At 71.3% G+C, this 21,732-nt stretch carries 20 protein-coding genes and 1 pseudogene; 4 read left to right on the forward strand and 17 right to left on the reverse strand.

What is annotated here, in order from left to right; all coding sequences use genetic code 11:
- Positions 1 to 41 precede the first annotated feature (41 nt).
- Positions 42 to 434, reverse strand: coding sequence for a helix-turn-helix domain-containing protein (locus AB0H62_RS13225; protein WP_360586070.1), 393 nt, complete (start codon positions 432 to 434; stop codon positions 42 to 44).
- A gap of 113 nt (positions 435 to 547) precedes the next feature.
- Here AB0H62_RS13225 and AB0H62_RS13230 point away from each other — a divergent pair, with 113 nt between their 5' ends.
- Complete coding sequence (locus tag AB0H62_RS13230) at positions 548 to 1,963, forward strand: MFS transporter (RefSeq protein ID WP_360586071.1); 1,416 nt, start codon at positions 548 to 550, stop codon at positions 1,961 to 1,963.
- Here the strand turns inward: AB0H62_RS13230 and AB0H62_RS13235 are convergent.
- Genes AB0H62_RS13235 through AB0H62_RS13245 form a run of 3 tightly spaced genes read right to left on the reverse strand, consistent with a single transcriptional unit; the run spans position 1,951 to position 3,659 of the window.
- Positions 1,951 to 2,394 (reverse strand): SRPBCC family protein, encoded by a 444-nt coding sequence (locus tag AB0H62_RS13235; RefSeq protein WP_220241981.1) that lies wholly within the window; start codon positions 2,392 to 2,394, stop codon positions 1,951 to 1,953. The two genes, AB0H62_RS13230 and AB0H62_RS13235, sit on opposite strands and share 13 nt — an antisense overlap.
- A gap of 3 nt (positions 2,395 to 2,397) precedes the next feature.
- Entirely contained in the window at positions 2,398 to 3,114 is a 717-nt protein-coding gene (locus AB0H62_RS13240) for a zf-HC2 domain-containing protein (protein WP_360586073.1), read from the reverse strand.
- Positions 3,111 to 3,659, reverse strand: a complete 549-nt coding sequence (locus tag AB0H62_RS13245; RefSeq protein WP_220241983.1) for a sigma-70 family RNA polymerase sigma factor — start codon at positions 3,657 to 3,659, stop codon at positions 3,111 to 3,113. Before AB0H62_RS13245 ends, AB0H62_RS13240 begins: the two co-directional genes overlap by 4 nt.
- Before the next feature lie 351 nt (positions 3,660 to 4,010).
- Here AB0H62_RS13245 and AB0H62_RS13250 point away from each other — a divergent pair, with 351 nt between their 5' ends.
- Positions 4,011 to 4,697: a fibronectin type III domain-containing protein gene (locus AB0H62_RS13250; protein WP_360586076.1), complete on the forward strand. Its 687-nt coding sequence runs from the start codon at positions 4,011 to 4,013 to the stop codon at positions 4,695 to 4,697.
- A gap of 50 nt (positions 4,698 to 4,747) precedes the next feature.
- Here the strand turns inward: AB0H62_RS13250 and uvrA are convergent, their stop codons facing one another.
- Both uvrA and AB0H62_RS13260 read right to left on the reverse strand, forming a co-directional pair.
- Positions 4,748 to 7,609: an excinuclease ABC subunit UvrA gene (gene uvrA / locus AB0H62_RS13255; protein WP_220241984.1), complete on the reverse strand. Its 2,862-nt coding sequence runs from the start codon at positions 7,607 to 7,609 to the stop codon at positions 4,748 to 4,750.
- A gap of 76 nt (positions 7,610 to 7,685) precedes the next feature.
- Positions 7,686 to 8,915, reverse strand: a complete 1,230-nt coding sequence (locus AB0H62_RS13260; protein WP_360586078.1) for an acyltransferase — start codon at positions 8,913 to 8,915, stop codon at positions 7,686 to 7,688.
- 87 nt (positions 8,916 to 9,002) lie between these two features.
- Between AB0H62_RS13260 and AB0H62_RS13265 the strand changes: the two genes are divergently transcribed.
- Positions 9,003 to 9,680: an MBL fold metallo-hydrolase gene (locus AB0H62_RS13265; RefSeq protein WP_220241986.1), complete on the forward strand. Its 678-nt coding sequence runs from the start codon at positions 9,003 to 9,005 to the stop codon at positions 9,678 to 9,680.
- Positions 9,681 to 10,302: 622 nt separating this feature from the next.
- Here AB0H62_RS13265 and AB0H62_RS13270 read toward each other — a convergent pair.
- From AB0H62_RS13270 to AB0H62_RS13320, 11 genes and pseudogenes are all read right to left on the reverse strand, one after another.
- Entirely contained in the window at positions 10,303 to 11,058 is a 756-nt protein-coding gene (locus AB0H62_RS13270; protein WP_360586080.1) for a hypothetical protein, read from the reverse strand.
- Between the two features lie 125 nt (positions 11,059 to 11,183).
- On the reverse strand, positions 11,184 to 11,477 hold the full coding sequence (locus AB0H62_RS13275; RefSeq protein WP_360586082.1) for a hypothetical protein: 294 nt from the start codon (positions 11,475 to 11,477) through the stop codon (positions 11,184 to 11,186).
- A gap of 324 nt (positions 11,478 to 11,801) precedes the next feature.
- On the reverse strand, positions 11,802 to 12,506 hold the full coding sequence (locus AB0H62_RS13280) for an ABC transporter permease (RefSeq protein WP_360586641.1): 705 nt from the start codon (positions 12,504 to 12,506) through the stop codon (positions 11,802 to 11,804).
- Positions 12,507 to 12,556: 50 nt separating this feature from the next.
- Positions 12,557 to 13,608: pseudogene (locus AB0H62_RS13285) on the reverse strand (ATP-binding cassette domain-containing protein).
- Positions 13,609 to 13,630: 22 nt separating this feature from the next.
- On the reverse strand, positions 13,631 to 14,038 hold the full coding sequence (locus AB0H62_RS13290; RefSeq protein ID WP_360586084.1) for an SCP2 sterol-binding domain-containing protein: 408 nt from the start codon (positions 14,036 to 14,038) through the stop codon (positions 13,631 to 13,633).
- A gap of 42 nt (positions 14,039 to 14,080) precedes the next feature.
- Positions 14,081 to 15,343, reverse strand: coding sequence for a cytochrome P450 (locus AB0H62_RS13295; RefSeq protein ID WP_360586086.1), 1,263 nt, complete (start codon positions 15,341 to 15,343; stop codon positions 14,081 to 14,083).
- Positions 15,340 to 16,788, reverse strand: a complete 1,449-nt coding sequence (locus AB0H62_RS13300) for an aldehyde dehydrogenase (RefSeq protein ID WP_360586088.1) — start codon at positions 16,786 to 16,788, stop codon at positions 15,340 to 15,342. Before AB0H62_RS13300 ends, AB0H62_RS13295 begins: the two co-directional genes overlap by 4 nt.
- Positions 16,788 to 18,002 (reverse strand): FAD-dependent oxidoreductase, encoded by a 1,215-nt coding sequence (locus AB0H62_RS13305; protein ID WP_360586090.1) that lies wholly within the window; start codon positions 18,000 to 18,002, stop codon positions 16,788 to 16,790. The genes AB0H62_RS13300 and AB0H62_RS13305 overlap by 1 nt, the downstream gene beginning before the upstream one ends.
- A 30-nt stretch (positions 18,003 to 18,032) precedes the next feature.
- Entirely contained in the window at positions 18,033 to 18,224 is a 192-nt protein-coding gene (locus AB0H62_RS13310) for a ferredoxin (protein ID WP_220241991.1), read from the reverse strand.
- Positions 18,225 to 18,228: 4 nt separating this feature from the next.
- The gene (locus AB0H62_RS13315; RefSeq protein WP_360586093.1) at positions 18,229 to 19,332 is read right to left on the reverse strand and encodes an NAD(P)-dependent alcohol dehydrogenase; all 1,104 of its coding nucleotides are present in this window, start codon (positions 19,330 to 19,332) and stop codon (positions 18,229 to 18,231) included.
- A gap of 35 nt (positions 19,333 to 19,367) precedes the next feature.
- Complete coding sequence (locus AB0H62_RS13320) at positions 19,368 to 20,879, reverse strand: acyl-CoA synthetase (RefSeq protein WP_360586095.1); 1,512 nt, start codon at positions 20,877 to 20,879, stop codon at positions 19,368 to 19,370.
- 212 nt (positions 20,880 to 21,091) lie between these two features.
- Here AB0H62_RS13320 and AB0H62_RS13325 point away from each other — a divergent pair, with 212 nt between their 5' ends.
- Positions 21,092 to 21,730 carry a TetR/AcrR family transcriptional regulator gene (locus AB0H62_RS13325; protein ID WP_220241994.1) on the forward strand — a complete coding sequence of 213 codons (639 nt, stop codon included), beginning with the start codon at positions 21,092 to 21,094 and terminating at the stop codon, positions 21,728 to 21,730.
- The last annotated feature ends 2 nt before the right edge of the window (positions 21,731 to 21,732 follow it).

The raw sequence follows: 21,732 nt of genomic DNA on the forward strand, positions 1-21,732 counted from the left end.
CGTGAGCGTCCCCCGTGCTCACGACCACGGCACACGCGTTTCTACTGCGCGTCGTAGACCTCGCGCGACACGGCGATCGCCTCGCGGTGGCGCTGCGCCCAGTCGACGAGCCCCGACAACGTGCCGTAGAGCTCACGCGCCATCGGCGTCGCCTCGTACTCCACGCGCGGCGGCACGGTCGGGTAGACGGTGCGCTCCAGCAGCCCGTCGCGTTCGAGGTTGCGCAGGGTCAGCGTGAGCATCCGGCGGCTGATGCCCGCCACGGAGCGTTCCAGCTCCGTGAACCGCACCGGGCCCTGCGACGCCTCCAGCAGGATGCCGATCGCCCACTTGCCACTGATCCGGTTGAGCACCTCGAGCAGCGTGCACGCCTCGAGTTTCTCCGGGTCGATCCTGCTGACCTGGTCGGTCACACCGGTGTTCCCCTGGGACATGAAAGTGCCTCCTTCCGCGCTCCTCGATGGTCACACAAGATGGTCGCTGTAACAAGAGATGCCCTGGGCACGACCTGGGGATTCTCTTCGGTGATCGTTCTGGAGGGACCGAAATGCCGGAAGTCCGTCGCCGGGCCGTCGCGCTGGTGGTGCTGTGCGCGGCCTCGCTCATGGTGGTGCTCGACGGGACCATCGTCGCCGTCGCGCTGCCCTCGATCCAGGCCGAGCTGGGCTTCACGTCCGCGGGGCTGGCCTGGGTCGTCAACGCCTACCTCGTCGCGTTCGGCGGGCTGCTCCTGCTCTCGGGCCGGCTCGGTGACCTGCTGGGCCGGCGGCGGGTGTTCCTCGCCGGGCTCGTCGTCTTCACCGCGTCGTCGCTCCTGGCCGGGCTCTCGACCGACGCGGCGGTGCTGGTGACCGCCCGGTTCGTGCAGGGCATCGGCGGCGCGCTCGCGTCGGCCGTGGTGCTGGGCATGATCGTGATGATGTACCCCGAACCCCGTGCGCAGGCCCGGGCGATCGGCGTCTTCAGCTTCACGCAGGCCTCGGGCGCGTCGATCGGGCTCATCGCCGGCGGCGCGCTCACGCAGGCGCTCGACTGGCACTGGACCTTCTACGTGAACCTGCCGATCGGCATCGCCGCGCTGGTGCTGGCGCCGCTGGTCGTGGACGCCGATCGCGGCCGGGGGCTGCGCACGGGCATCGACGCGCTGGGCGCGGTGCTCGTGACGGGCGGCGTAATGCTGCTGGTGTACGGGATCGTCGAGACCGGCGCCGCGCTTCCGTTGGCGGGCGCGGCTTTGCTGCTCGTCGCATTCGTCGTCCGGCAGGCTCGCGCGCGGACTCCGTTGCTCCCGCTGCGGCTGTTCCGCGTTCGCGCGATCAGCGGCGCCAACGTCACGATGGTGTTCATGGTCGCCGGCATGATGGGCTTCCAGTTCGTGACGGCGCTGTACCTGCAGAAGGTGCTCGGGCTCGACGCGCTCGCCACCGGGCTCGCGTTCCTGCCGGCGCCGGTGATGATCGCGGTGTTCTCGCTGGGGATCTCGGCGAAGCTCAGCGCGCGCTTCACGCCGGGCGCGGTGCTGCTGGGCGGGCTCGTGGTGGTCGTGATCGCCTTCGCGTTGCTCACCACGGTGCCCACGGACGGCAGCTACTTCCTGCACGTGTTCCCGGCGCTGGTGCTCATGGGTTCCGGTGCGGGCGCGGCCATCCCAGCCGTGATGGGGCTGGCGATGTCCGGGACCGACCCGGCCGACGCTGGGGTGGCGTCGGGCCTGATCACCACCACGCAGCAGGTCGGTGCGGCCATCGGCACCGCGGTACTCGCCACGGCCGCGGCGGCGCGCACGGCAGGGCTGGCATCGGAGGGGGCCCGCGCTGCACTCGCTTCGGGTTACCGGCTCGCGTACGGGCTGAGCGCGGGCTTCGTGGCACTCGCGGCGGCGGCGGCGGTGGCGATCGTGCTGGTGCGCCGCCCGCGCCCGGCAGCGGAGCCCGAGCTGTGCGTGGCGGGTCAGGCCAGGTAGGCGGACAGACCGCGGTGGCCCCGGCGCATCATCCACGCGTGGTTGGCGCGGAAGAACGGCCGGGCCACCGTGTCCAGCTTGCGCAGCAAGGGTTTGCTGGCCCGCACGTGCTGCGTGATCTCCAGCCGCGTGCCCTCGCCGACGACGTGCAGCGCGCCGGCGAGGAAACCTTCGAGATCGCCGCTCAGGCCGACGCGGACGTGGCCCGTGACGGGATCCTCTTCCTCGCGGCGCATGGCGATCACGAGGTGGTAGGGCAAGCGCGAGCGGCAGACGACCTCGGCGGTGTCGTCGTCGAGGCGGCGGACCGAGCGCACGTCGCGCCACCAGCTCGGGTACGCCTCGAGGTCCACGACGGCGTCGAAGACCCGGCGGGCCGGGGCGGCCGGGAGCCACCAAGTGCTGGAGAACCGGTACTCCGCTCCCACCACGGCCTACACCTGCGCCGAGACCAGGTCCCGGCCGTCGAGGGTGACGATGCCGACCGAGGCGACGTCCGCCGGCGCGACCAGCGCCGAACCGTCGAGGCCGAAGCCCTGCGTGCTCCACTTCTCCGACACGAGCCAGCTGCCGGCGTCCCACTTCGCGCCGGTCTTGTCCGTGACCACGAGCTTGCACTTCTCGCCCGCGCGGATCCCCTTCACGGCCACGTGCACCTTGACCCAGCCGGCCGCCGGGATCACCGACGCGGTGAGGCTCGCGCCCGTCGCCGCGTTGGTGGCGGCCACGTCTCGGGTGCCGGGCACGGCCACCTGCTGGGCGGGCTCGGGCGCCGTCTGACGGCCGATGAAGACCCCGCCGCCGAGCGCCACCGCGGCGACGACCGCCGCGGCCGCGATCGCGAGCCCCCGGCGTGAACCGGCGCGGCTCGGTGCCGCGGTGGATGGGGTGGGGGCGGACTGCTCCTCCTCGGCCCGGATCCGGCGCAGCGTGCGCTGCAGCAACAGGTCACCGCCCTCGGGCGGGCCGTCGAGGAACGCCTCGGGCGGCACCTCGTCGAGTGCCTCCCGCAGGGCGCCGAAGTCCTTGAGCTCGAAGCGGCACTGTGCGCACGTGGCCAGGTGGCGTTCGAACTCGACCGCCTCGGCCGGGTCCAGCGCGCCGAGGACGTAGGCGCCGAGCTGCGCGTGCTCCTGCTCGACCGCGCTCATCTCACCGCCTCCGTTCCACCGCTCACCATCGCGGCGCGCAGGGCGCGCAGCGCGTAGTAGGACCGGGATTTCACGGTGCCGGGAGCGACCCCCAGCATCTCGGCTGCCTCCGCCACCGATCTCCCTCGATAGTAGATCTCCACGAGCACGTCGCGATGCTCTTGCGACAACCCTTCGAGGGCTCCCAGCACCGTCATCGAGTCGACCACTCCCTGGGCGTGGTCGCGTTCCACCGGCGCCGCGAGCGTCTCCGGGCCCTCGGCGACCTCCGGTGGCCGCGAAGCGCGAGCCCGCGCCCGGTCCGTGACGAGGTTGCGCACCACGGTGAGCAGCCAGCCGCGCACGGACCCCTGGCGGTCGCCGCTCAGGTCGTCGGCGTGTTTCCAGGCGCGCACGAGCGTCTCCTGGACCACGTCCTCGGCGGCCGCACGGTCACCCGTGAGCCTGGTCGCGTAAGCCACCAGGCTCCGGCCGTGTTCCGCGTAGAGCTGCTCCACGAGCCGCTCGGCGGCGGCCCTTTTCGGCCGCCCGCGTCCGATCGCCACCCTCGACCTCCCGACGGTGTTCTGGGTAGGCGAGGACAGTACTGCAAACCGCGGCGTGAACGCCGGTCGTCGCCGCACGCCCAGCACCGCCGCCGTGTCCACCGTGGGATCGCCCCCCTTCCGAGGTGAGAGTGGGTCGTGCCGCCGCCGGTGAGAGCCCCCGACACCCCTCACACGGATGCCGGCGCCACGCGGTTCACCGCGAATTCAGAAAGTTCGCCGGAGGAATTCGTCGCCGGAGGCCGGGCGGATGGGTGGTGCCGGTGGCCGGGACGCGCCTTGTCGATCACCGGCACGGGTTCCTAAGCTGACGCGGCACCGCCGCCGCCTGGACGTCCCGGAGGCTTCGCCGTGCCCGTGAAAACCCGCCTCGCGCTCGCGGCGCTGGCCGTGCTGGTCGCCGCCGGCTGCTCCGCGGCCCCGGCCGCCGCTCCGGCGCCACCGCCCCACGGCCTCACGGCGACGCTCACGACGCCGACGGACATCGACCTGCGCTGGCCCGCGGGCGATCCCGCCGCGGCCGGGCACCTGCTCGAATACGCGAACTCCGCCGACGGCCCGTGGACGGCGCTGCAGTACGTCCCGCGCTCGCAGACCGCCTACCGACACCCGGACCTGATCCCGGAGACACCGTTCTACTACCGCGTGCGGGACTTCTACGGTCCCGTGTCGGCGGTCGTGCAGCCTGGCTCCGATGACCGGCCCGGCTCCGCGGGGCACGCCACTCCCCCGGCCGCGGCCGTGCCGGTGCGGACGCCGGGGGACGCCGCTGCTCCGGCCGACGTCACCGTGGTCCCGGCCGAGGACGCGTCCGTGCACTTCACCTGGGCGGACCGCTCAAGCGACGAGGCGGGGTTCCTCGTGGAGATCCGCAAACCGGGCGTGGCGGACTTCGTCCCGGTCGAGATCACCGACCCCGACACGACGACCTGCGCGCTGTCGCTGCTGCCCGACGAACAGGGCTCCGCCTTCCGCGTGCGCGCGCTGTACTACGGACCGCTCTCGCCGGTGGTCGACCGCACGACCGGCAAGGACTGACTCCCGCCGGCGCGGTGACCCGGTTTTCGGGCCACCGCGCCAGGACGGGGTCAGGCCGGGTTGAGGACGTGGCCGAGGAACTCGCCGGTGTAGCTCTCCGGCACCGCCGCGATGTGCTCGGGCGTGCCCTCCGCGACGATCATGCCGCCGCCGGAACCGCCCTCCGGGCCCATGTCGATGATCCAGTCGGACGTCTTGATCACGTCGAGGTTGTGCTCGATCACGATCACCGTGTTGCCCTTGTCCACCAGCCCGTTGATCACGCCGATCAGCTTGCTGATGTCCTCGAAGTGCAGGCCAGTGGTCGGCTCGTCGAGGATGTACACCGTCTTGCCGGTCGAGCGCTTCTGCAGCTCGCTCGCGAGCTTCACACGCTGCGCCTCGCCGCCCGACAGCGTCGGCGCGGGCTGGCCGAGGCGCACGTAGCCGAGGCCGACGTCGACGAGCGTCTGCAGGTGCCGGTGGATCGCCTTGATCGGCTCGAAGAACTCGGCCGCCTCCTCGATCGGCATGTCCAGCACGTCGGACACCGTCTTGCCCTTGTAGTGCACCTCGAGCGTCTCGCGGTTGTAGCGGGCGCCCTTGCAGACCTCGCACGGCACGTACACGTCGGGCAGGAAGTTCATCTCGATCTTGATCGTGCCGTCGCCGGCGCACGCCTCGCAGCGGCCGCCCTTGACGTTGAACGAGAACCGGCCCTGCTGGTAGCCGCGCACCTTGGCCTCGGTGGTGGCCGCGAACAGCTTGCGCACGTGGTCCCACACGCCGGTGTAAGTGGCCGGGTTGGACCGCGGGGTGCGGCCGATCGGCGACTGGTCCACGCGCACCAGCTTGTCGACCGTGTTCAGCCCGTTGACCCGCGTGTGGCGGCCCGGCACCTGGCGCGCGCCGTTGAGCTTGTTGGCGAGCACCTGGGCGAGGATGTCGTTGACGAGCGTGGACTTGCCCGAGCCGGACACGCCGGTGACGGACACGAGGCAGCCCAGGGGGAACGACACGTCGATGCCGCGCAGGTTGTGCTCGCGCGCGCCCACGACCGTGAGCTGCCGCTTCTTGTCGACCGGGCGCCGGATCGCCGGCACCTCGATCGCGCGGCGGCCCGACAGGTAGGCGCCGGTGAGCGACTCCTTGCTCTTCAGCATCTTCTTGTACGGTCCACTGTGGACGATGTGCCCGCCGTGCTCGCCCGCGCCCGGGCCGATGTCGACGACCCAGTCGCTCGCGCGGATCGTGTCCTCGTCGTGCTCCACCACGATCAGCGTGTTGCCGAGGTCGCGCAGGCGCGTGAGGGTCTCGATCAGGCGGTGGTTGTCGCGCTGGTGCAGGCCGATCGACGGCTCGTCGAGCACGTAGAGCACACCCACCAGGCCCGAGCCGATCTGCGTGGCCAGCCGGATGCGCTGCGCCTCGCCGCCCGAGAGCGTGCCCGACGCGCGGTCGAGCGAGAGGTAGGTGAGGCCGACGTCGAGCAGGAAGCGCAGGCGCGCCTGGATCTCCTTGAGCACCGCGCCGGCGATCATCGACTCGCGCTGCCCGAGCACCAGCTCGTCGAGGAACTTCGACGCCTCGTCGATCGACAGGGCGCAGACCTCGGCGATCGAACGCTCACCCTGCGTCGCGTGCTCCAGGGTGACCGCGAGGATCTCCGGCTTGAGCCGCGTGCCCTGGCACGTGGGGCACGGCACCTCGCGCATGTAGCCCTCGTACCGCTCGCGCATGTACTCGGACTCGGTCTGCTCCTGGCGCCGCTCGAGGAACGGGATCACGCCCTCGAAGTTGGCGTAGTACGAGCGCTGCCGGCCGTAGCGGTTGCGGTAGCGCACGTGGACCTGCTCGTCGACGCCGTGCAGCACCGCCTTCTGGACCTTCGCCGGCAGCTGGCGCCACGGCGTGTCCATGCGGAACCCGATGGCCTCCGACAGCGACTCCAGCAGCCGGATGAAGTAGTCGGCGCTCTGCCCGCCGGCCCACGGCGCGATGGCGCCCTCGCCCAGCGACAGCTCGTCGTCCGGGACCACCAGCTCCGGGTCGACCTCCTTGCGGATGCCGATGCCGGTGCACACGGGGCACGCGCCGTAGGGCGAGTTGAACGAGAACGACCGCGGCTCGAGGTCCTCGATCGCCAGCGGGTGCCCGTTGGGGCACGCCAGGTTCTCGGAGAACCCGCGCACGCGGTGCGGGTCGTTCTCCGGCAGGTCGACGAACTCCAGCTCGACCAGACCGTCGGCCAGCCGCAGCGCCGTCTCGACCGAGTCGGTGAGCCGCTGGCGCGAGCTCGTCTTCACGCTCAGGCGGTCGATGACCACACCGATCTGGTGCTTCTCCTGCTTCTTCAGCTTCGGCGGGTCGGTGAGCGGGTGCACCTTCCCGTCGACGACCACGCGCGCATAGCCCTGCTGCTGCAGGTTCTGGAACAGGTCGAGGTACTCGCCCTTGCGCCCGCGCACGACCGGCGCGAGCACCTGGAAACGCGTGCCGTCGTCCATGTCGAGCACCTGGTCCACGATCTGCTGCGGCGTCTGCTTGCTGATCAGCTCACCGCACTGGGGGCAGTGCGCCTTGCCCGCGCGGGCGTAGAGCAGCCGCAGGTAGTCGTAGACCTCGGTGATCGTGCCCACCGTGGAGCGCGGGTTGCGCGAGGTGGACTTCTGGTCGATCGACACCGCGGGCGAGAGGCCCTCGATGAAGTCGACGTCGGGCTTGTCCATCTGCCCGAGGAACTGCCGCGCGTAAGCCGAGAGCGACTCGACGTAACGGCGCTGCCCCTCGGCGAAGATGGTGTCGAAAGCGAGGCTCGACTTGCCCGACCCGGACAGGCCCGTGAACACGATCAAACTGTCGCGGGGCAGATCGAGGTCGACACCGCGGAGGTTGTGCTCGCGGGCCCCGCGAACAACGAGGCGATCAGCCACGCCCACGTCCCTTCAATTCAAATCTCGGCTCGGAGGCCGGCCCGGTGGAAGTCCTGCACGGGCGGCCGCGTCCATGCTAGGACGCACCACCGACAGAAACGGGCTCCGGCTCTTCGACCTGGGCTTTTGCGGGTTCCTGGGCGGGTTTGCCCGCCCGCCGGGCGGTCAGGCGCCGGTGCAGCGGCCGTTCCACCCACGCGGTGAGCGCCCAGCCGGCCAGCACGGCGCCGGCCAGCACCGCGGGGAGCCGCAGCCAGCCGGGGACACCGATGTCCAGCAGGGCGCGCGCCAGGACGTAACCCAGTTCCTGGTGCACCAGGTAGAGACCATACGAGATCCCGGCGAGCCAGGTGAGCGCCGGGGCGACCCGCGCGAGACCCGGGAACCGCCAGTCGGAGCCGCGTGCCGCGAGGCAGATCACCAGCAGCAGCACGGCGAAGCCGATCGTGGAGGGCCAGCGTGCGGGGTCCTGGGCCATCGCCCGGTGGAACGGGAAGACGTGCAGGTCCTGTACCACGATACAGGCCGCGACGAGCAGTCCGAGGTGCCAGGACTTCAGCCGCTTCCGGCTCCAGAGCCACAGCGCGATCCCCATGGCGAACAGGTGTGTGCGCTGCAGGCCGAGCCCGAAGAAGACGTTGACGACCTGGATCGGCGTGCTGCCGGGGTCGAAGATCCCGAACCGGACCACCGCCGGCGCGACCATCAACACCCAGACGAGCCTGATCATCACTCGATCGGTGCGCCACCGCCGTGGGAACAACCACGCGGCGGCGCAGAACGCGAACAGCTGGACCGGCAGCGTCCACCACGAACCGTCGAGGTAGTGGAACCCGTAGTAGTCCCACGCCTGGATCATCCCCAGGTTCGTGAGCAGGTCCTGCCAGGTCGGGATGTACCACGGGAACGGGTCCGCCGGCGGGCCCTGCGGCACGCCGAACAGGAAGCCGGTGAAGCCGTCGGGCACGGGCAACCCGCTGAAGCGAATGGCGGCGTAGCGCGTGACAACGTAGGTGACGAGCACCGCGACGAGGTACGCCGGCACGAGCCGCGCGACGCGGCTCCACAGCCACCGGCCCGTGTCCGGCTTGCGGACGCTCACACACACGAAGTACCCGGAGATCACCATCAGCCCCGCGGCCCCGAACTGCGCGGGCACGCGGAACGGGTAGCCGGTGAGCTCGCCGTGCAGCAGCGCGCCCTGGTGCGTGACGTGGCCGAGCACGACCGAAACGATCGCGATGACTCTGAGCAGGTCCCAGCTGATCCGTCGGGTGGAGTGGTGCGGTGTCGCGGTGTTCGGCACTGGTTCCCTGGGGTCGCCCGGCTGGTCGCGCCGAGCCTACGTGTGCGGGGGTGGGACAGACCGCGTTGCCCCGGCTACCGTGTGGACGTGAACATCGCCGACACCTACACCGGGCACGTCGAACCGGGCGGCGACGCCGCCCGCCGCACGCTGGACGCGCTGACCATCACCAAGCTCTCCGTGGGGCCGATGGACAACAACGCGTACCTGCTCGTCTGCCGCGCCGAGAACGAGGCGCTGCTGATCGACGCCGCCAACGACCCCGAGCGCATCTCCGACCTCATCGGCCACGGCCCCGACCGGCCCGCGCTGCGCACCGTCGTGACCACCCACCAGCACCAGGACCACTGGCAGGCCCTGGGCGCCGTGGCGGGCGCCAACGGCTCGAATACCGCCGCGCACCCACTGGACGCCTCGCCGCTGCCCGTGCCGCCCGACTTCCTGGTCGAACACGGCGACACACTCCAGGTGGGCCAGGTCACGCTCGAAGTGATCCACCTGCGCGGCCACACCCCGGGGTCGATCGCCTTGCTGTACCGCGACCCGGCCGGGCACCCGCACCTGTTCACGGGTGACTCGCTGTTCCCGGGCGGCGTGGGGAAGACGTCGTCGCCGGAGGACTTCGCGTCGCTGCTGGACGATGTTTCGGCGCGGATCTTCGACGAGCTGCCGGACGACACGTGGTTCTACCCGGGGCACGGGGATGACTCGACGTTGGGGGCTGAGCGGCCGAAGCTCGCGGAGTGGCGTTCGCGCGGCTGGTGAGCTGAGGATCGACCTACCCGGACTGGGCTGCCTGGTTTTCGGGCAGCCCAGTTTTGTTTCGCAGTAACGGACTCGGCTCGCCGAGATGCCATTTTCGAACCGGTTGACGTGGTGGGTGCTCGCGAGCGCGGTGAGGTCGTGCGCTCCGATCACGTGCCAGACGTGGCGCACGACGCCGAGGAAGAACGGGCGATCCCAGAACTTCACCCCCGGCTCGAACTCCAGCTCCTCGGTGGTGAACCGCTCGTAGTCCAGCGCGTTCGACCACGCGTCGAACAAGTAGCGGCCACCGACCTGAGGGACTCCGGCGACGGGGTCGAATCGCAGCGGCAGGTACTTGTGCCGCATCCCGGGGCGGACGTCCATGGCGGGCCGGTCGGCCTCCACCAGGTCCGCGATCTGCCGCAGCCGAAGCTGACCGGGGAGCGCGAAATCGGAGGTGAAGGCGGCTTCCGCTGTGATCGGCCCCGGCTCGTACCCGCGGATGTCCGTCGACGCTCCCCTCGCCCGGCTTCTGCGACGAACGTAAGAAGCCGGCGGGGCCAAGATCAACTTCGCGGCCGCGCGGGTCGGCACGGTGGTCGAACGGGTCGTCGCGGCGAACCGAACGGCCAGTTTTCTCTTACAGGACGGCGATGTCGCTGATGCGCCAGTGCCCGTTGTCTTCCGTGGCGGTGAGGCGGACCTGCGCGCCGCCGCTGGAGGTGTCGGGGGTGCCGGCGCGGGAGGTCGTCTGGTCGGCGAAGACGAGGACGTGGGCGGTGGTACCGGTGATGTTCTTGATGCCGATGGTGCGGACGCGGCTGGTGAGCGTGAGGTGGTTGGGGACGGCCTGCTGCTGGACCGCCGAAAGCAACTGCCGGTACTGGGTGACGGCGTTGCCGGTGAGGTACTGATCGGCGGCGCGGTCGGTTTTGGCGACGTCCTGGTAGTCGAGGGAGAAGACGGCCTCGAAGGCGGCGCTGAGCTGGCCGGTGACGGCGGAGGTGGCGGCGCTGTCGGAGAAGGCGGTGTCGGCGGCCGGACCGGAGGTCGTGGAATGGTGGGCCTCGAAGGCGAACCAGCCGGCGGCGGCCAGGAGGACGACGGTCAGGGCCGACAGGCCCAGGACGACGCGGTTGCGGCGAGGTTTGCCGGGCGCGGCAGTTGCCGGTTCTTCGGTGGGTTCGGCCGACAGCTCCTCGGCGCCAGCCTCAGGTGTGGCGGCAGTGAGGCTGCGCGGCGCGGCATCGTGGCTGCTCGTGGCGGCAGTGCGGCTGCCCGACGCGGCATCGGAGTCCGGCGCGAAGGCACCACGAGCCTTCGACTCGATTCCCGAGTCCGGCGCGGCGGCCTCGGGCTCGGCGGCGAGGTCCGGCCCCGCGGCCGGCTCGATCACGTCGACGGCAGACGCCGCCGAAGGCTGCGCGGCGCGGGGTTTCCCGGCGACCGCGGTGCGGCGCGGGCGGGGGACGGCGGGCGGTGGCGGGTGAGGGCCATGGCGGGAATCCGTACGGAAGGGTCTCAGAGGCTGACGGTGACCGGCTGGACGGCGGACAGCTTCCAGCCGTCCGGAGTCCGCGTGACGGTCGCCTGGAAGCGGTTGCGCTTGACGGCCGCGGGGGTGGTGCCCTGGCGCGCGGTGACTTCCACGACGGCCATGAGCTGCGCGGTGCCGGCCTGCGGGTCGAGCTGGGACAGCGCGGCGTCGAGGACGCGGGCGGTGGTGGTGCTCTTGGCGGTCTGCAGGGCGGTGACGCCCTGGGCGTGGCCCGCGCGGATCTGGTCGAGCAGGGGCCGGTGGTGACCGTCTCCCACTTGCGCAGGTCGGCGTCCGCGGTGCTGTAGTTCGCGGTGGTGAGCGTGGCGACGGCGGTTTCGCCCGCGGACTCGGCCGCCTCGCGGTCGGCGGCGGTCGAGACCGGGTCGCTGTGGGCCGCCGCGGCCCACCACCAGCCGGTGCCGGCGGCGGCCAAGGCGGCGATCACCACGGCCGTCGCGGCCAGTCGTTTTGCGGTGAAACGCATGGGAGTCCTCATTTCGCGCGAGACAAGCCGAGGGAGCCGGCCGAGGTCGTGGTGTCGGGCGAACCGGGCAGGGACGGGCCGGCAGCGGAAGCCGCGATAAACCGCACGGGAATCCTCACTTCGCACCGGAAAGGCCGAGCAGGCCGGCCAACGACGTGGGCCCGGAAAGCGCCGGAACGCCGAGCAGACCCGGCAGAGGCACACCGCCGGAGGGAGAGCCGCCGGAAGACGCGACAGCGGGAGGCGGCACCGCCAGCGGCTTCCCGCCGTAGGGAGCGTTCTGCGAACCCCGCACCGAACTCGGGCTGCCCGGCGGCAGAGCGCAGTACGCCGTGGTGTTCGCCGGCGCCTGGGAAACCTGGTCAGCCGGCCGGCGGACGGTGTTCTCGTGGCCGCGCGTGCAGACGTACGGGTCGAAGAAGTTGAGCACCAAGCCCAGGTGCGCGGTGCCGTCGCCGGGGACGACGGTGTTGGCGAGGGTCATCAGCTGCGGGTACGACACCAGGATGTCCTCGATGCCGTCGCGGCGGGGGGCGATGACGTCGGCGGTGGTCAGCAGATTCGCGAGCAGCACGCTGAGCTGTGGGCCGGTCTCGGTCAGCGTGGCCAGCACCCCCGCGGCGCCGGTGAACGTCTGCGCGCCCAGCTGCTTGGTCAGCGACCCGAGCTGCAACGCGATCACCGCACCGAACGGGATCGCCACCAGCGCGCTCGGCAGGATCGACACGCTCGCCACGAACCAGAACTGGCCCACGAACTCGCGCGTCTGGAACGGCCGGCGCGGCACGAGCCGCAGCACGTCCAGGCCGAGCGCGAACATCCGGCCGGTGTGGCCGAACGCGCGCGAGCCGGGAAACGTCCACGCGGTGCTCACAAGACCTCCTCGACGCGGTGGCGGCCCTGGTCCACGCGGTCCAGGCGGTCCACGCCGTAGCGGCGGCGTTCCTCGGGGGTCAGCGACGCGAGGATCCCGTCCTGTGCCGCCTCGGGCAGTGTCGGCAGGAGCCGCAGCACGCGTTCCTTGCGCCGCGCCTCACCCGGCCGCGCCGGCAGACCGGGCGCGAGCTGCATCTGCGGCGGGATGCCGGCGACCTCTTCGACGCCACCTGCGTGGTGCCCGGCGGCGAACTTCGCGCGTTCCGCGGCCATGGTCGCCGAGTCCTTCTCCTCGCTCATGCCGATCGGGCCGTCCATGCGGCCGTTGAGGAACTGGCGCACCACGGGCTCCTCACTGGTCAGCAGCACTTCCCGCGGCCCGAACATCACGAGCTCGCGGCGGAAGAGCATGCCGAGGTTGTCGGGCACGGTCCGGGCGAGGTTGATGTTGCGCGTGACGATGAGGAACGTCGCGTCGCTCTGGGCGTTGACGTCGAGGAACAGCTGCGAGATGTAGGTGGTGCGCACCGGGTCCAGGCCGGAGTCGGGCTCGTCGACGAGCACGATCTCCGGGTCGAGCACCAGCGCGCGGGCCAGCCCGGCGCGTTTGCGCATGCCGCCGGAGATCTCGCCGGACAGCTTGCGGTCGGCGCCGGCCAGGCCCGTGATCTCCAGCTTCTCGTGCACGATCCGCCGGATCTCGGTCTCCGACTTGCGGGTGTGCTCGCGCAGCGGGAACGCGATGTTGTCGAACAAGGTCATGGAGCCGAACAGCGCGCCGTCCTGGAACAGCACCCCGAACAGCTTGCGCACCTCGTAGAGGCGGTGCTCCGAGCACGTGACCACGTCGACGCCGTCGACCACGCAGCGGCCGCGGTCGGGCTTGAGCAGCCCGATCAGCGACTTGAGGAACACCGACTTCCCGGTTCCCGAGGGACCCAGCAGGACGGACACCTCACGCGGGGCAGGGTGAGGGTCACGTCCCGCCAGATCGTCTGGCGCCCGAACGACTTCGTCAGGCCCTCGACGACGACTTCCGCACCCACCGTTGCGCTCGCCCTTCCCGGCTCAGTCGACGATCAGGTCCTCGCGCCCGTCGGCGCGCAGCTTTTCGACGTACACGGGGAAGAGCCTCTTCGACAGCGGGGCGATCTTGATCAGCTTCGACACCGGACCGTCCACTTTGACCTTGCCGCGGGCCATGGCGAACGTGAGGTTCACCTTGCCCTGCCAGTAGCCGTTGGCGACCTCGCTGTCCATCGTCATGGTCGCGTCGGCCGGGGCGTCGAACGCGTCACCGACCACACGGCGGTTCTGCGTGTCGATCAGCAGCGCGGACTCCGGGTTGGTGCACACCATCTTCAGCACCAGTCCGGTGCCGGCGAGCTTGGCGGCGAGGTCGGCGTCGGCGAACGCGGTCTCGAAGATGCCGCCGATGTACTGGTAGATCTCTTCGGGCTTGCTGAACGCGGGCATGGCTGGTCTCCGGTCTGTTCGGGCTGCTGGAGGAACTGCTGCTCAGAAGTGACAGGGCATGGCGCGCACGGCGTGCACGAAGTTGCCGGCCAGGTAGTCGGGCTCGCCGGCGGTGATGGTCGGCAGGGTGCGCAGCAGCTCGCCGAACAGGGCGCGCAGCTGAGCCTTGGCGACCTGGTTGCCCAGGCAGAAGTGGGCGCCGCCCCCGCCGAAGCTCACGTGCGGGTTGGGGCTGCGGCTCAAGTCGAAGCGGCCCGGCTCGTCGAACACCTCGGGGTCGAAGTTGCCGGACGCGTAGAACATCACCACCTTCTCGCCGATGCTGATCCGCTGCCCGCCCAGCTCGAAATCCGCGACGGCCGTGCGGCGGAAGGTCATCACCGGCGAGGCCCAGCGGACGAACTCCTCGAGCGCGCTGCCGATGCGGCCGTCGAAGTCGGCCATCAGCCACTCGCGCTGCTCCGGGAAGTCGGTGAGCGCGCGCAGGGTGTGGCTGGTGGTCTGGCGGGTGGTGTCGTTGCCGGCCACCGACAGCAGCACGAAGAACGCCGCGATCTCCTCGTCGGTGAGGCGCTCACCGTCCACTTCGGCCTGTACGAGGTTGGTCATCAGGTCCTCGGCCGGGTGGGCGCGGCGGTGCTCGGCCATCTCGAACGCCACGCCGTGCAGCGTCATCTGGGCCTCGAAGATCATGTCGATCGGGTCGCGCCCGGCCAGGTAGACCGGGTCGGCCCAGGACACCGACGCGTCGGCGGCGTGGGCCACGCTCTCGCGGTGGGCCTGGGGGATGCCGACCATGTCCGACAACGTCCGGATCGGCAGCTGCCCGGAACACTGGCGTACGAAGTCGGCGCCACTGCCCGCCTCGGCCAGCTCACGGACGATGTCGGCCGCGTTGGCCTTGATCTGCTCCTCGATGCGGCGCACCTGCTTCGGGGTGAACGCCGCGCTGACGAGCTTGCGGATCTTCGTGTGCCGCGGCGGGTCCATCGCCAGGAACGACTGCGACGCCTCGAGCATCTCCTCGGGGATGTTCTCGAACATCACGCCCTGGCCGGACACGAACACGTCGTTGCGGCGGCTCACCTCGACGATGTCGGCGTGGCGGACCACGGCCCAATAGCCGGGGTCCTCGGGGTCCTCCATCAGCGCGTCCTCGACCGGCCGGTGCCACGACACCGGACGCTCCTGGCGCAGCGCCGCGAAACTGCGCTCGCGGTCGGCGGCGCGGGTCGACCAGAAGGCCCGCGACGAAAGGTCGATCTCGTCGTACTCGGGCGGCTGCGGGGTCACGATGGCGGTCATGCGGGAATCTCCTGTCCCAAGTAGACGGACTTGAGCTGCTGGTAGGCGGCCAGGCCCTCGGGCCCGAGCTCGCGGCCGACGCCGCTGGCCTTCACGCCGCCGAACGGAGCGCCCAGGTCGAGGTCGTAGAAGTTCACGCCGACGCTGCCGGTCTCGACGCGGCGCGCCACGTCGAGACCCTTCTCCACGTCGGAGGTCCAGATGGTGCCGCCGAGGCCGTAGTCGGAGTCGTTGGCGATCGAGACCGCTTCGTCGACGTCGCCGTACGGGATCACCGTGAGCACCGGGCCGAAGATCTCCTCCCGCGCGATCCGGCTGCCGTTGTCGACGCCGCCGAACACGGTCGGCTGCACGTACCAGCCGCGGTCACGGTCGGGGCGCCCACCGCCGGCGGCGAGCGTCGCACCGGACTCGCGGCCCACGGCCACGTACTCCTCGACCCTGCGCCGCTGCTTGTCGCTGACGAGCGGGCCGATGTGCGTGCCCGGGTCGAGCGGGTCGCCGACGGTCAGCGCGGACGCCAGCCCGGACAGCGCGGCGACGACCTCGTCGTGGCGCGAACGCGGGGCGAGGATGCGCGTGGAGAGGTAGCAGGTCTGGCCGTTGTTGAGCAGGCTCGCGGTGGCCAGGCCCTGCACGGTGGCCGCCAGATCGGCGTCGTCGAGCACGATCGCCGCCGACTTCCCGCCCAGCTCCAGCGTGACGGGACGCAGCAGGCGGCCGCAGGCCTCGCCGATCTTGCGGCCCACCGGCGTGGACCCGGTGAACGCGACCTTCCGCACGCCCGGGTGCGTCACGAGGTACTCGCCGATGTCGGCGCCGCCGGAGATCACGTTCAGCACGCCCGCGGGCAGGCCGGCGCGCTCGGCGGTGGCCGCCAGCTCCAAAGCGTCCAAAGTGGTCTCGGGCGAGGGCTTGAGCACCACGGTGCAGCCCGCGGCCAGGGCCGGCGCGAGCTTGAACATCGTGAGCACCTGCGGGAAGTTCCACGGCACCACGAGCGCGACGACGCCGACCGGCTCCTTGCGCACCACGGTCACGCCCTGCCCGTCCAGCCTCGGCCGGCGCTCCTCGGCGGGCGCGGCCCCGAGCGCGGCGTAGTACTGCAGGATCCCGACCGGGCCGGCCCCCTCCGCGGCGGTGGCGACGGTGATCGGCATGCCGTTCTGGATCGTGGTGAGCTCGGCGCGCTGGGCCACGTTCTTGCCCAGCTCCTCGGCGAACGCCATCAGCAGCCCGGACCGGGCCTCCGGCGTGAGCCCGCCCCACTCCGCGGACCGCAGCGCGCGGCCGGCGGCGGCGACGGCGGAGTCCACTTCGGACTCTCCGGCGAGCGGCACCGTGCCGATGCGTTCCTCCGTGTCCGGCGAGATCACGGCGAGCGTGGCACCGCCGGCCGGGCGCACCCACGCGCCGTCGATGTACAGGGCTTCGTGTTCGTGCATCAGCGCACTCCTTCGGACACGGGTTCCCGCCGCCGGGCGGCGAAGTCGAGCGCGCCGGACCAGTCGGTGCGGCGGGCGATGAGGGCCCGGAACTTCATGATCTCCCGCTGTTTGTTCACCGCGAGCACGCCGGTGAGGCGGTCGCCGGAGCGGTACAGCGCGACGAACCGGCCCTCGTCCGGATCGCCGAGCACCACCTGGGTCTCGTCGGCGTCGGGCACGCCGGCGAACTGGATGCGGCTGTCGTACCAGTCGGACCAGAAGTAGGGCACGGTCTCGTACGGCTTGGCCGCCCCCGGCAACGCGGCGGCAACGCCCGCCGCGGCCCCCTGCTCCGCGGCGCTGCTCCAGTGCTCCAGGCGCATGGCCCGGCCGAACAACGGGTTGGCCCACCGGGCGACGTCACCCGCGGCGTACACGCCGGGCAGCCCGGTCGCGAGCGTCTCGTCGCACACCACACCGTCCTCCAGCGTGAGGCCGCTGCCCGCGAGCCAGTCCGTGGCCGGGACCGCGCCGGCGCCGACCACGACGAGGTCGGCGTCCAGCGTCGTGCCGTCGGCCAGCCCCACGCGCTCGACACGGTCGTGGCCTTCGACGCCGGTCACGGCGACGCCGCAGCGCAGGTCCGTGCCGTTCGCTCGGTGCAGCGCCGAGCACGGTTCTCCCATGGCGCCGATCGCGCGCATCAACGGCGTCGGCGCGGCCTCCACCACGGTCACCGGGAGACCGCGTTTGCGCGCTGCCGAAGCGACTTCCGAGCCGATGAACCCAGCGCCGATCACCACCGTGCGCGCACCGGCGTCGAGGGCCGCGCGCACGGCGAGCGCGTCGTCGAGGGTGCGCAGCGTGTGCACGCCGGCCAGGTGGCTCGTGCCGGGCAGCGTCCGGGCGGTCGCGCCGGTGGCGATCACAAGGCCGTCGTACGGGATCTCCTTCTCGCCCGCGTGCACCACGCGCTCGGCCGGGTCCAGCGCGTGCGCCCGGGTGCCGAGCACGAGCTCGACGCCGAGCTCGTCCCGCAGCACCTGCTCCTCGCGGAACACCGGCGCGGCGACCGGCCCGTCGAGGAACGCTTTCGACAGCGGCGGCCGGTCGTAGGGCAGGTGTTCCTCGGCGCCGACGAGCGTGACGGGCCCGGTGAACCCGGCCTTGCGCGCGCCCTCCACGGCCCGCAGCCCGGCCAGGGAGGCGCCGACCACCACGAGACGTGTCACTTCTCAAGCCCCGTCACTTCTCAAGCCCCGTCACTTCTCAAGCCTCAGTGCCTCGGTCGGGCACCCCGTCACGGCTTGCTCCACTTCGGACTCCAGCCCGTCGGGCACGGTCTCGGACGAGAGGACCAGGTCACCGTTGTCGTCCACCTCGAACACCTCGGGCGCGAACGACTCGCAGATGCCCAGCCCGGTGCAGCGGGCGCGGTCCACGACGATCTTCACGTGCTCACTCCTTCCGCGCGGAGGGAACCAGGACGGGCTTCACGACCTCGCCCTTCAGGCTCGCCTGCTCGGCTTCGTTGATCTCCTCGAACGGGAACGTCTCCACGAGCCGGTCGAACGGGAACCGGCCCTGGCGCCACAGCTCGATCAGCCGCGGGATCATCACTTGCGGCACAGCGTCGCCCTCGAGGATTCCCATCACGTTGCGGCCCACGGCGAGCGCCGTCGGGTCGAGCACCAGGTCGCCCTGCTGCACCCCGACGAGCCCGCAGGTGCCGGTCGGGCGCAGCACCGCGATCGCCGTGGTGATCACCGACGGCACGCCGGTGGTGTCCAGCGTGTACTGAGCGCCGCCCGTGGCCGCGAGCAGCTGCTCGACCAGGTCGGCCGCGGCGCCGTCGACGACGTGCGTGGCGCCGAGCTCCTTCGCCAGCTCCAGCCGGCGCGGGTTGAGGTCCACGGCGACGATCCGCGCGGCACCGGCCACCCGCGCGGCCATCACCGCGGACAGGCCCACGCCGCCGGCGCCGAACACGACGAAACTCGTGCCGGGCGCCACGCCGAGCGCGCTGAACACCGAGGCCGCGCCGGTCTGGATGCCGCAGCCGAGCGGGCCGAGCAGCTCCAGCGGCAGCTCCGGGTCGACCTTCACCGCGTTGCGTGCGGCGACCACCGAGTGCGAGGCGAACGACGACTGCCCGAACCAGCGGGCGGCCACGGCCTCGCCGGCGGCGTCGAGCACCGGCTGCCCGCCGTCCGGGTCGTGGCCGGTGAGGTTGCGTGGGAAGAAGGTCTCGCAGTACGACGGGTGCCCGGCGACGCAGTTGGCGCAGTGGCCGCAGAAGTCGAACGAGAGCACCACGTGGTCACCCGGCGCCAGGCTCGTGACGTCGGCGCCCACGGCCTCGACGATCCCCGAGCCTTCGTGCCCGGTGATGATCGGCGGCGCGGCCAGGAAACCCGGCGCGCGCGGCAGCAGGTCCGTGTGACAGAGCCCGGCGCCGGCGATGCGCACCAGCACCTGGTCCGTGCTCGGGGCGGGCAGCTCGACGTCCTCGATCCGGTAGGGCCCGTCGGCGGCGCGCAGCACCGCGGCCTTGATCTGCATGATCTTCTCGCTCCTGGTGAGTCCGAGGTGGTCGGTCAGCGGGTGAGCTCGCCCTTGACGAGCTTCCCGGTGGGAGTGCGGGGCAGCCGGTCCACGAAGGTGAACGCCCGGGGGACCTTGTAGTGCGCGATGCGTTCGCGCAGGTACTCGCGCAGCTCGTCGCCGAGCCCGGGCGCGGCCTCGCCCGCGGGTTCGACGAACGCCTGCACCGCCTCGCCCATCTCCGGGTCGGGCACGCCGACCACGGCGACGTCGAGCACCTTCGGGTGCAGCGTCAGCGCGTTCTCGATCTCCTGCGGGTAGATGTTCACCCCGCCGGAGATGATCATGAAGGCCTTGCGGTCGGTGAGGAACAGGAAGCCGTCCTCGTCGACGTAGCCGACGTCGCCGGTGGTGGTCCACGTCGGGTGCTCCGGGTGCTGCGCTTCGGCGGTCTTGCCCGGGTCGTTGTGGTAGGCAAACGGCAGCGCGTCGCGTTCGAAGTAGACGGTGCCGATGCCGCCCGCCGGCAGCTCTTCGCCGTCCTCGCCGCAGATCCGGAGCACGCCGACGCCGGCCGGCCCGACCGAGCCGGGCTTGCGCAGCCACTGCTCGCTGTCGATGAACGTGATGCCGCTGCCCTCGGTGGACGAGTAGTACTCGTGCAGGACCGGGCCCCACCAGTCGATCATGGCGCGCTTGACGTCGACCGGACACGGCGCCGCGGCGTGGATGGCCGCGCGCTGGCTCGACAGGTCGTACTTCGCGCGCGTGGCTTCGCGGAGCTTGAGCATGCGGACGAACATCGTCGGCACCCACTGGCTGTGCGTCACGCGGTGGGTCTCGATCGCGGAAAGCGCTTGCTCCGCGTCGAACTTCTCCATCAGTACCACCGTGCCGCCCAGCGCCTGCACCACACCGCCGAAGCGCAGCGGCGCCGCGTGGTAGATCGGCGCGGGCGAGAGGTAGACCGTGTCGGGGCCGAACCCGTACAGGGGCCCGAAAACCGCGGTGTAGACGTCACCCGGCTCGTCGACCCGGCGCTCGGGCAGCGGCGGCTTGATCCCCTTGGGCCGACCGGTGGTGCCGGACGAGTAGAGCATGTCCATGCCCCGCGGCTGCTCCGGCAGCGGCTCGGCCGACGTGCTCGCCAGCGCGTCCTCATAGGACTCGTACCCGGCCACGCTTGCCCGGTACGCCAGGCGGATGCGCACCTTCGGCGTGTCCGCGACGACGGCCTCGGCCACGTCGGCGAGCCCGGCCGACACGATCAGCGCCTCGGCGCCGCAGTCGTCGACGATGTAGGCGACCTCGGCCGGCGACAGGTGCCGGTTCACGGCGGTGATGTAGAGGCCCGAGCGCAGCGCGGCCCAGTAGACCTCGAACACTTTCGGGTCATTTCCCGAAAGGAGCGCGATGTGGTCGCCGCGGCGCAGCCCCGCGTCGTGCAGGTAGCGCGCCAGCCGCGCCGAACGCTCCTCCAGCTGCCCGTACGTGAGCACCTCGCCGCCCGCCACGACGACGGCGGGCTTGTCGGGGAACTGCTCGGCGTGGACACCGGGGTACATGGGCGCTCCTGGCGGGGGAACCGGACGGGGAGTCGACCGGTGCGCCGCGGGCGCCCGAACCGGTCGGCTGTGACCTCGGAAGAGCTATCTAGCGTTCGTTAAGTTGAGCGTATGGCCCAGCTCACATGTTGTCAAGACAGTATGTCTGGATTCTCTGTCCAGTCAATTCGAGTTGCGAGCCGGTAGGGTGAGAGCGAAGAAAAGGAGGCTGGATGCCGTCGGTGACCCGCAAGCCCCAGACCGCTCGCAAGCAGCAGCGCCGGGAGACGCTCGGCCGTCAGTTGCTGGAGGCCACCGAGCGCCTCATGGGCGAGGGACTCACGTTCACCGAGCTGAGCGTCGACCGCCTGGCGTCCGAGGGCGGCATCTCGCGTGCCACCTTCTACGTCTACTTCGAGGACAAGGGCCAGCTGCTGCGGCTGTTCGCCCAGCACGTGTTCGCCGACCTCACCGAGGCCGCGCAACGCTGGTGGGACAGCGCCGACGCGCGCGATCCGGAGGACCTGCGGGCGTCGATCACGGAGATCATCGCCCGCTACCGCAACCACCGTTCGGTGCTCTACGCCGTGATCGAGATGGCGGCCTACGACTCCGAGGTCGACGAGCTCTACCGCGGCATCATGGATGGCCTCGTCGACGCCATCGCGGCGATCATCGAACGCGGTCAGGCCGCCGGCACGATCGCCCCGATGCCCGTGCGCGCCACGGCTTCCGCGCTCACGTGGATGGTCGAGCGCACGTGCCACCAGACGCTGCGCTTCACCCCGGAGTCCGAGGACGACACGCTGGCCGATTCCATGACCGAGGTCATCTGGCGCACCCTGTACCTGGAGCCGGCGCCGCGTCCGTGACG

Source organism: Amycolatopsis sp. NPDC050768, from assembly GCF_040654155.1.
Taxonomy (GTDB): Bacteria; Actinomycetota; Actinomycetes; order Mycobacteriales; family Pseudonocardiaceae; genus Amycolatopsis.

Bases quoted from the DNA above. Each gene is read 5' to 3' on its own strand.
- AB0H62_RS13315 (WP_360586093.1), bottom strand. From the start codon at position 19,332: ATGCAGATCAAGGCCGCGGTGCTGCGCGCCGCCGACGGGCCCTACCGG.
- AB0H62_RS13225 (WP_360586070.1), bottom strand. From the start codon at position 434: ATGTCCCAGGGGAACACCGGTGTGACCGACCAGGTCAGCAGGATCGAC.
- AB0H62_RS13325 (WP_220241994.1), top strand. From the start codon at position 21,092: ATGCCGTCGGTGACCCGCAAGCCCCAGACCGCTCGCAAGCAGCAGCGC.
- AB0H62_RS13320 (WP_360586095.1), bottom strand. From the start codon at position 20,879: ATGTACCCCGGTGTCCACGCCGAGCAGTTCCCCGACAAGCCCGCCGTC.
- AB0H62_RS13295 (WP_360586086.1), bottom strand. From the start codon at position 15,343: ATGACCGCCATCGTGACCCCGCAGCCGCCCGAGTACGACGAGATCGAC.
- AB0H62_RS13290 (WP_360586084.1), bottom strand. From the start codon at position 14,038: ATGCCCGCGTTCAGCAAGCCCGAAGAGATCTACCAGTACATCGGCGGC.
- AB0H62_RS13240 (WP_360586073.1), bottom strand. From the start codon at position 3,114: ATGAGCGCGGTCGAGCAGGAGCACGCGCAGCTCGGCGCCTACGTCCTC.
- AB0H62_RS13280 (WP_360586641.1), bottom strand. From the start codon at position 12,506: ATGTTCGCGCTCGGCCTGGACGTGCTGCGGCTCGTGCCGCGCCGGCCG.
- AB0H62_RS13230 (WP_360586071.1), top strand. From the start codon at position 548: ATGCCGGAAGTCCGTCGCCGGGCCGTCGCGCTGGTGGTGCTGTGCGCG.
- AB0H62_RS13300 (WP_360586088.1), bottom strand. From the start codon at position 16,788: ATGCACGAACACGAAGCCCTGTACATCGACGGCGCGTGGGTGCGCCCG.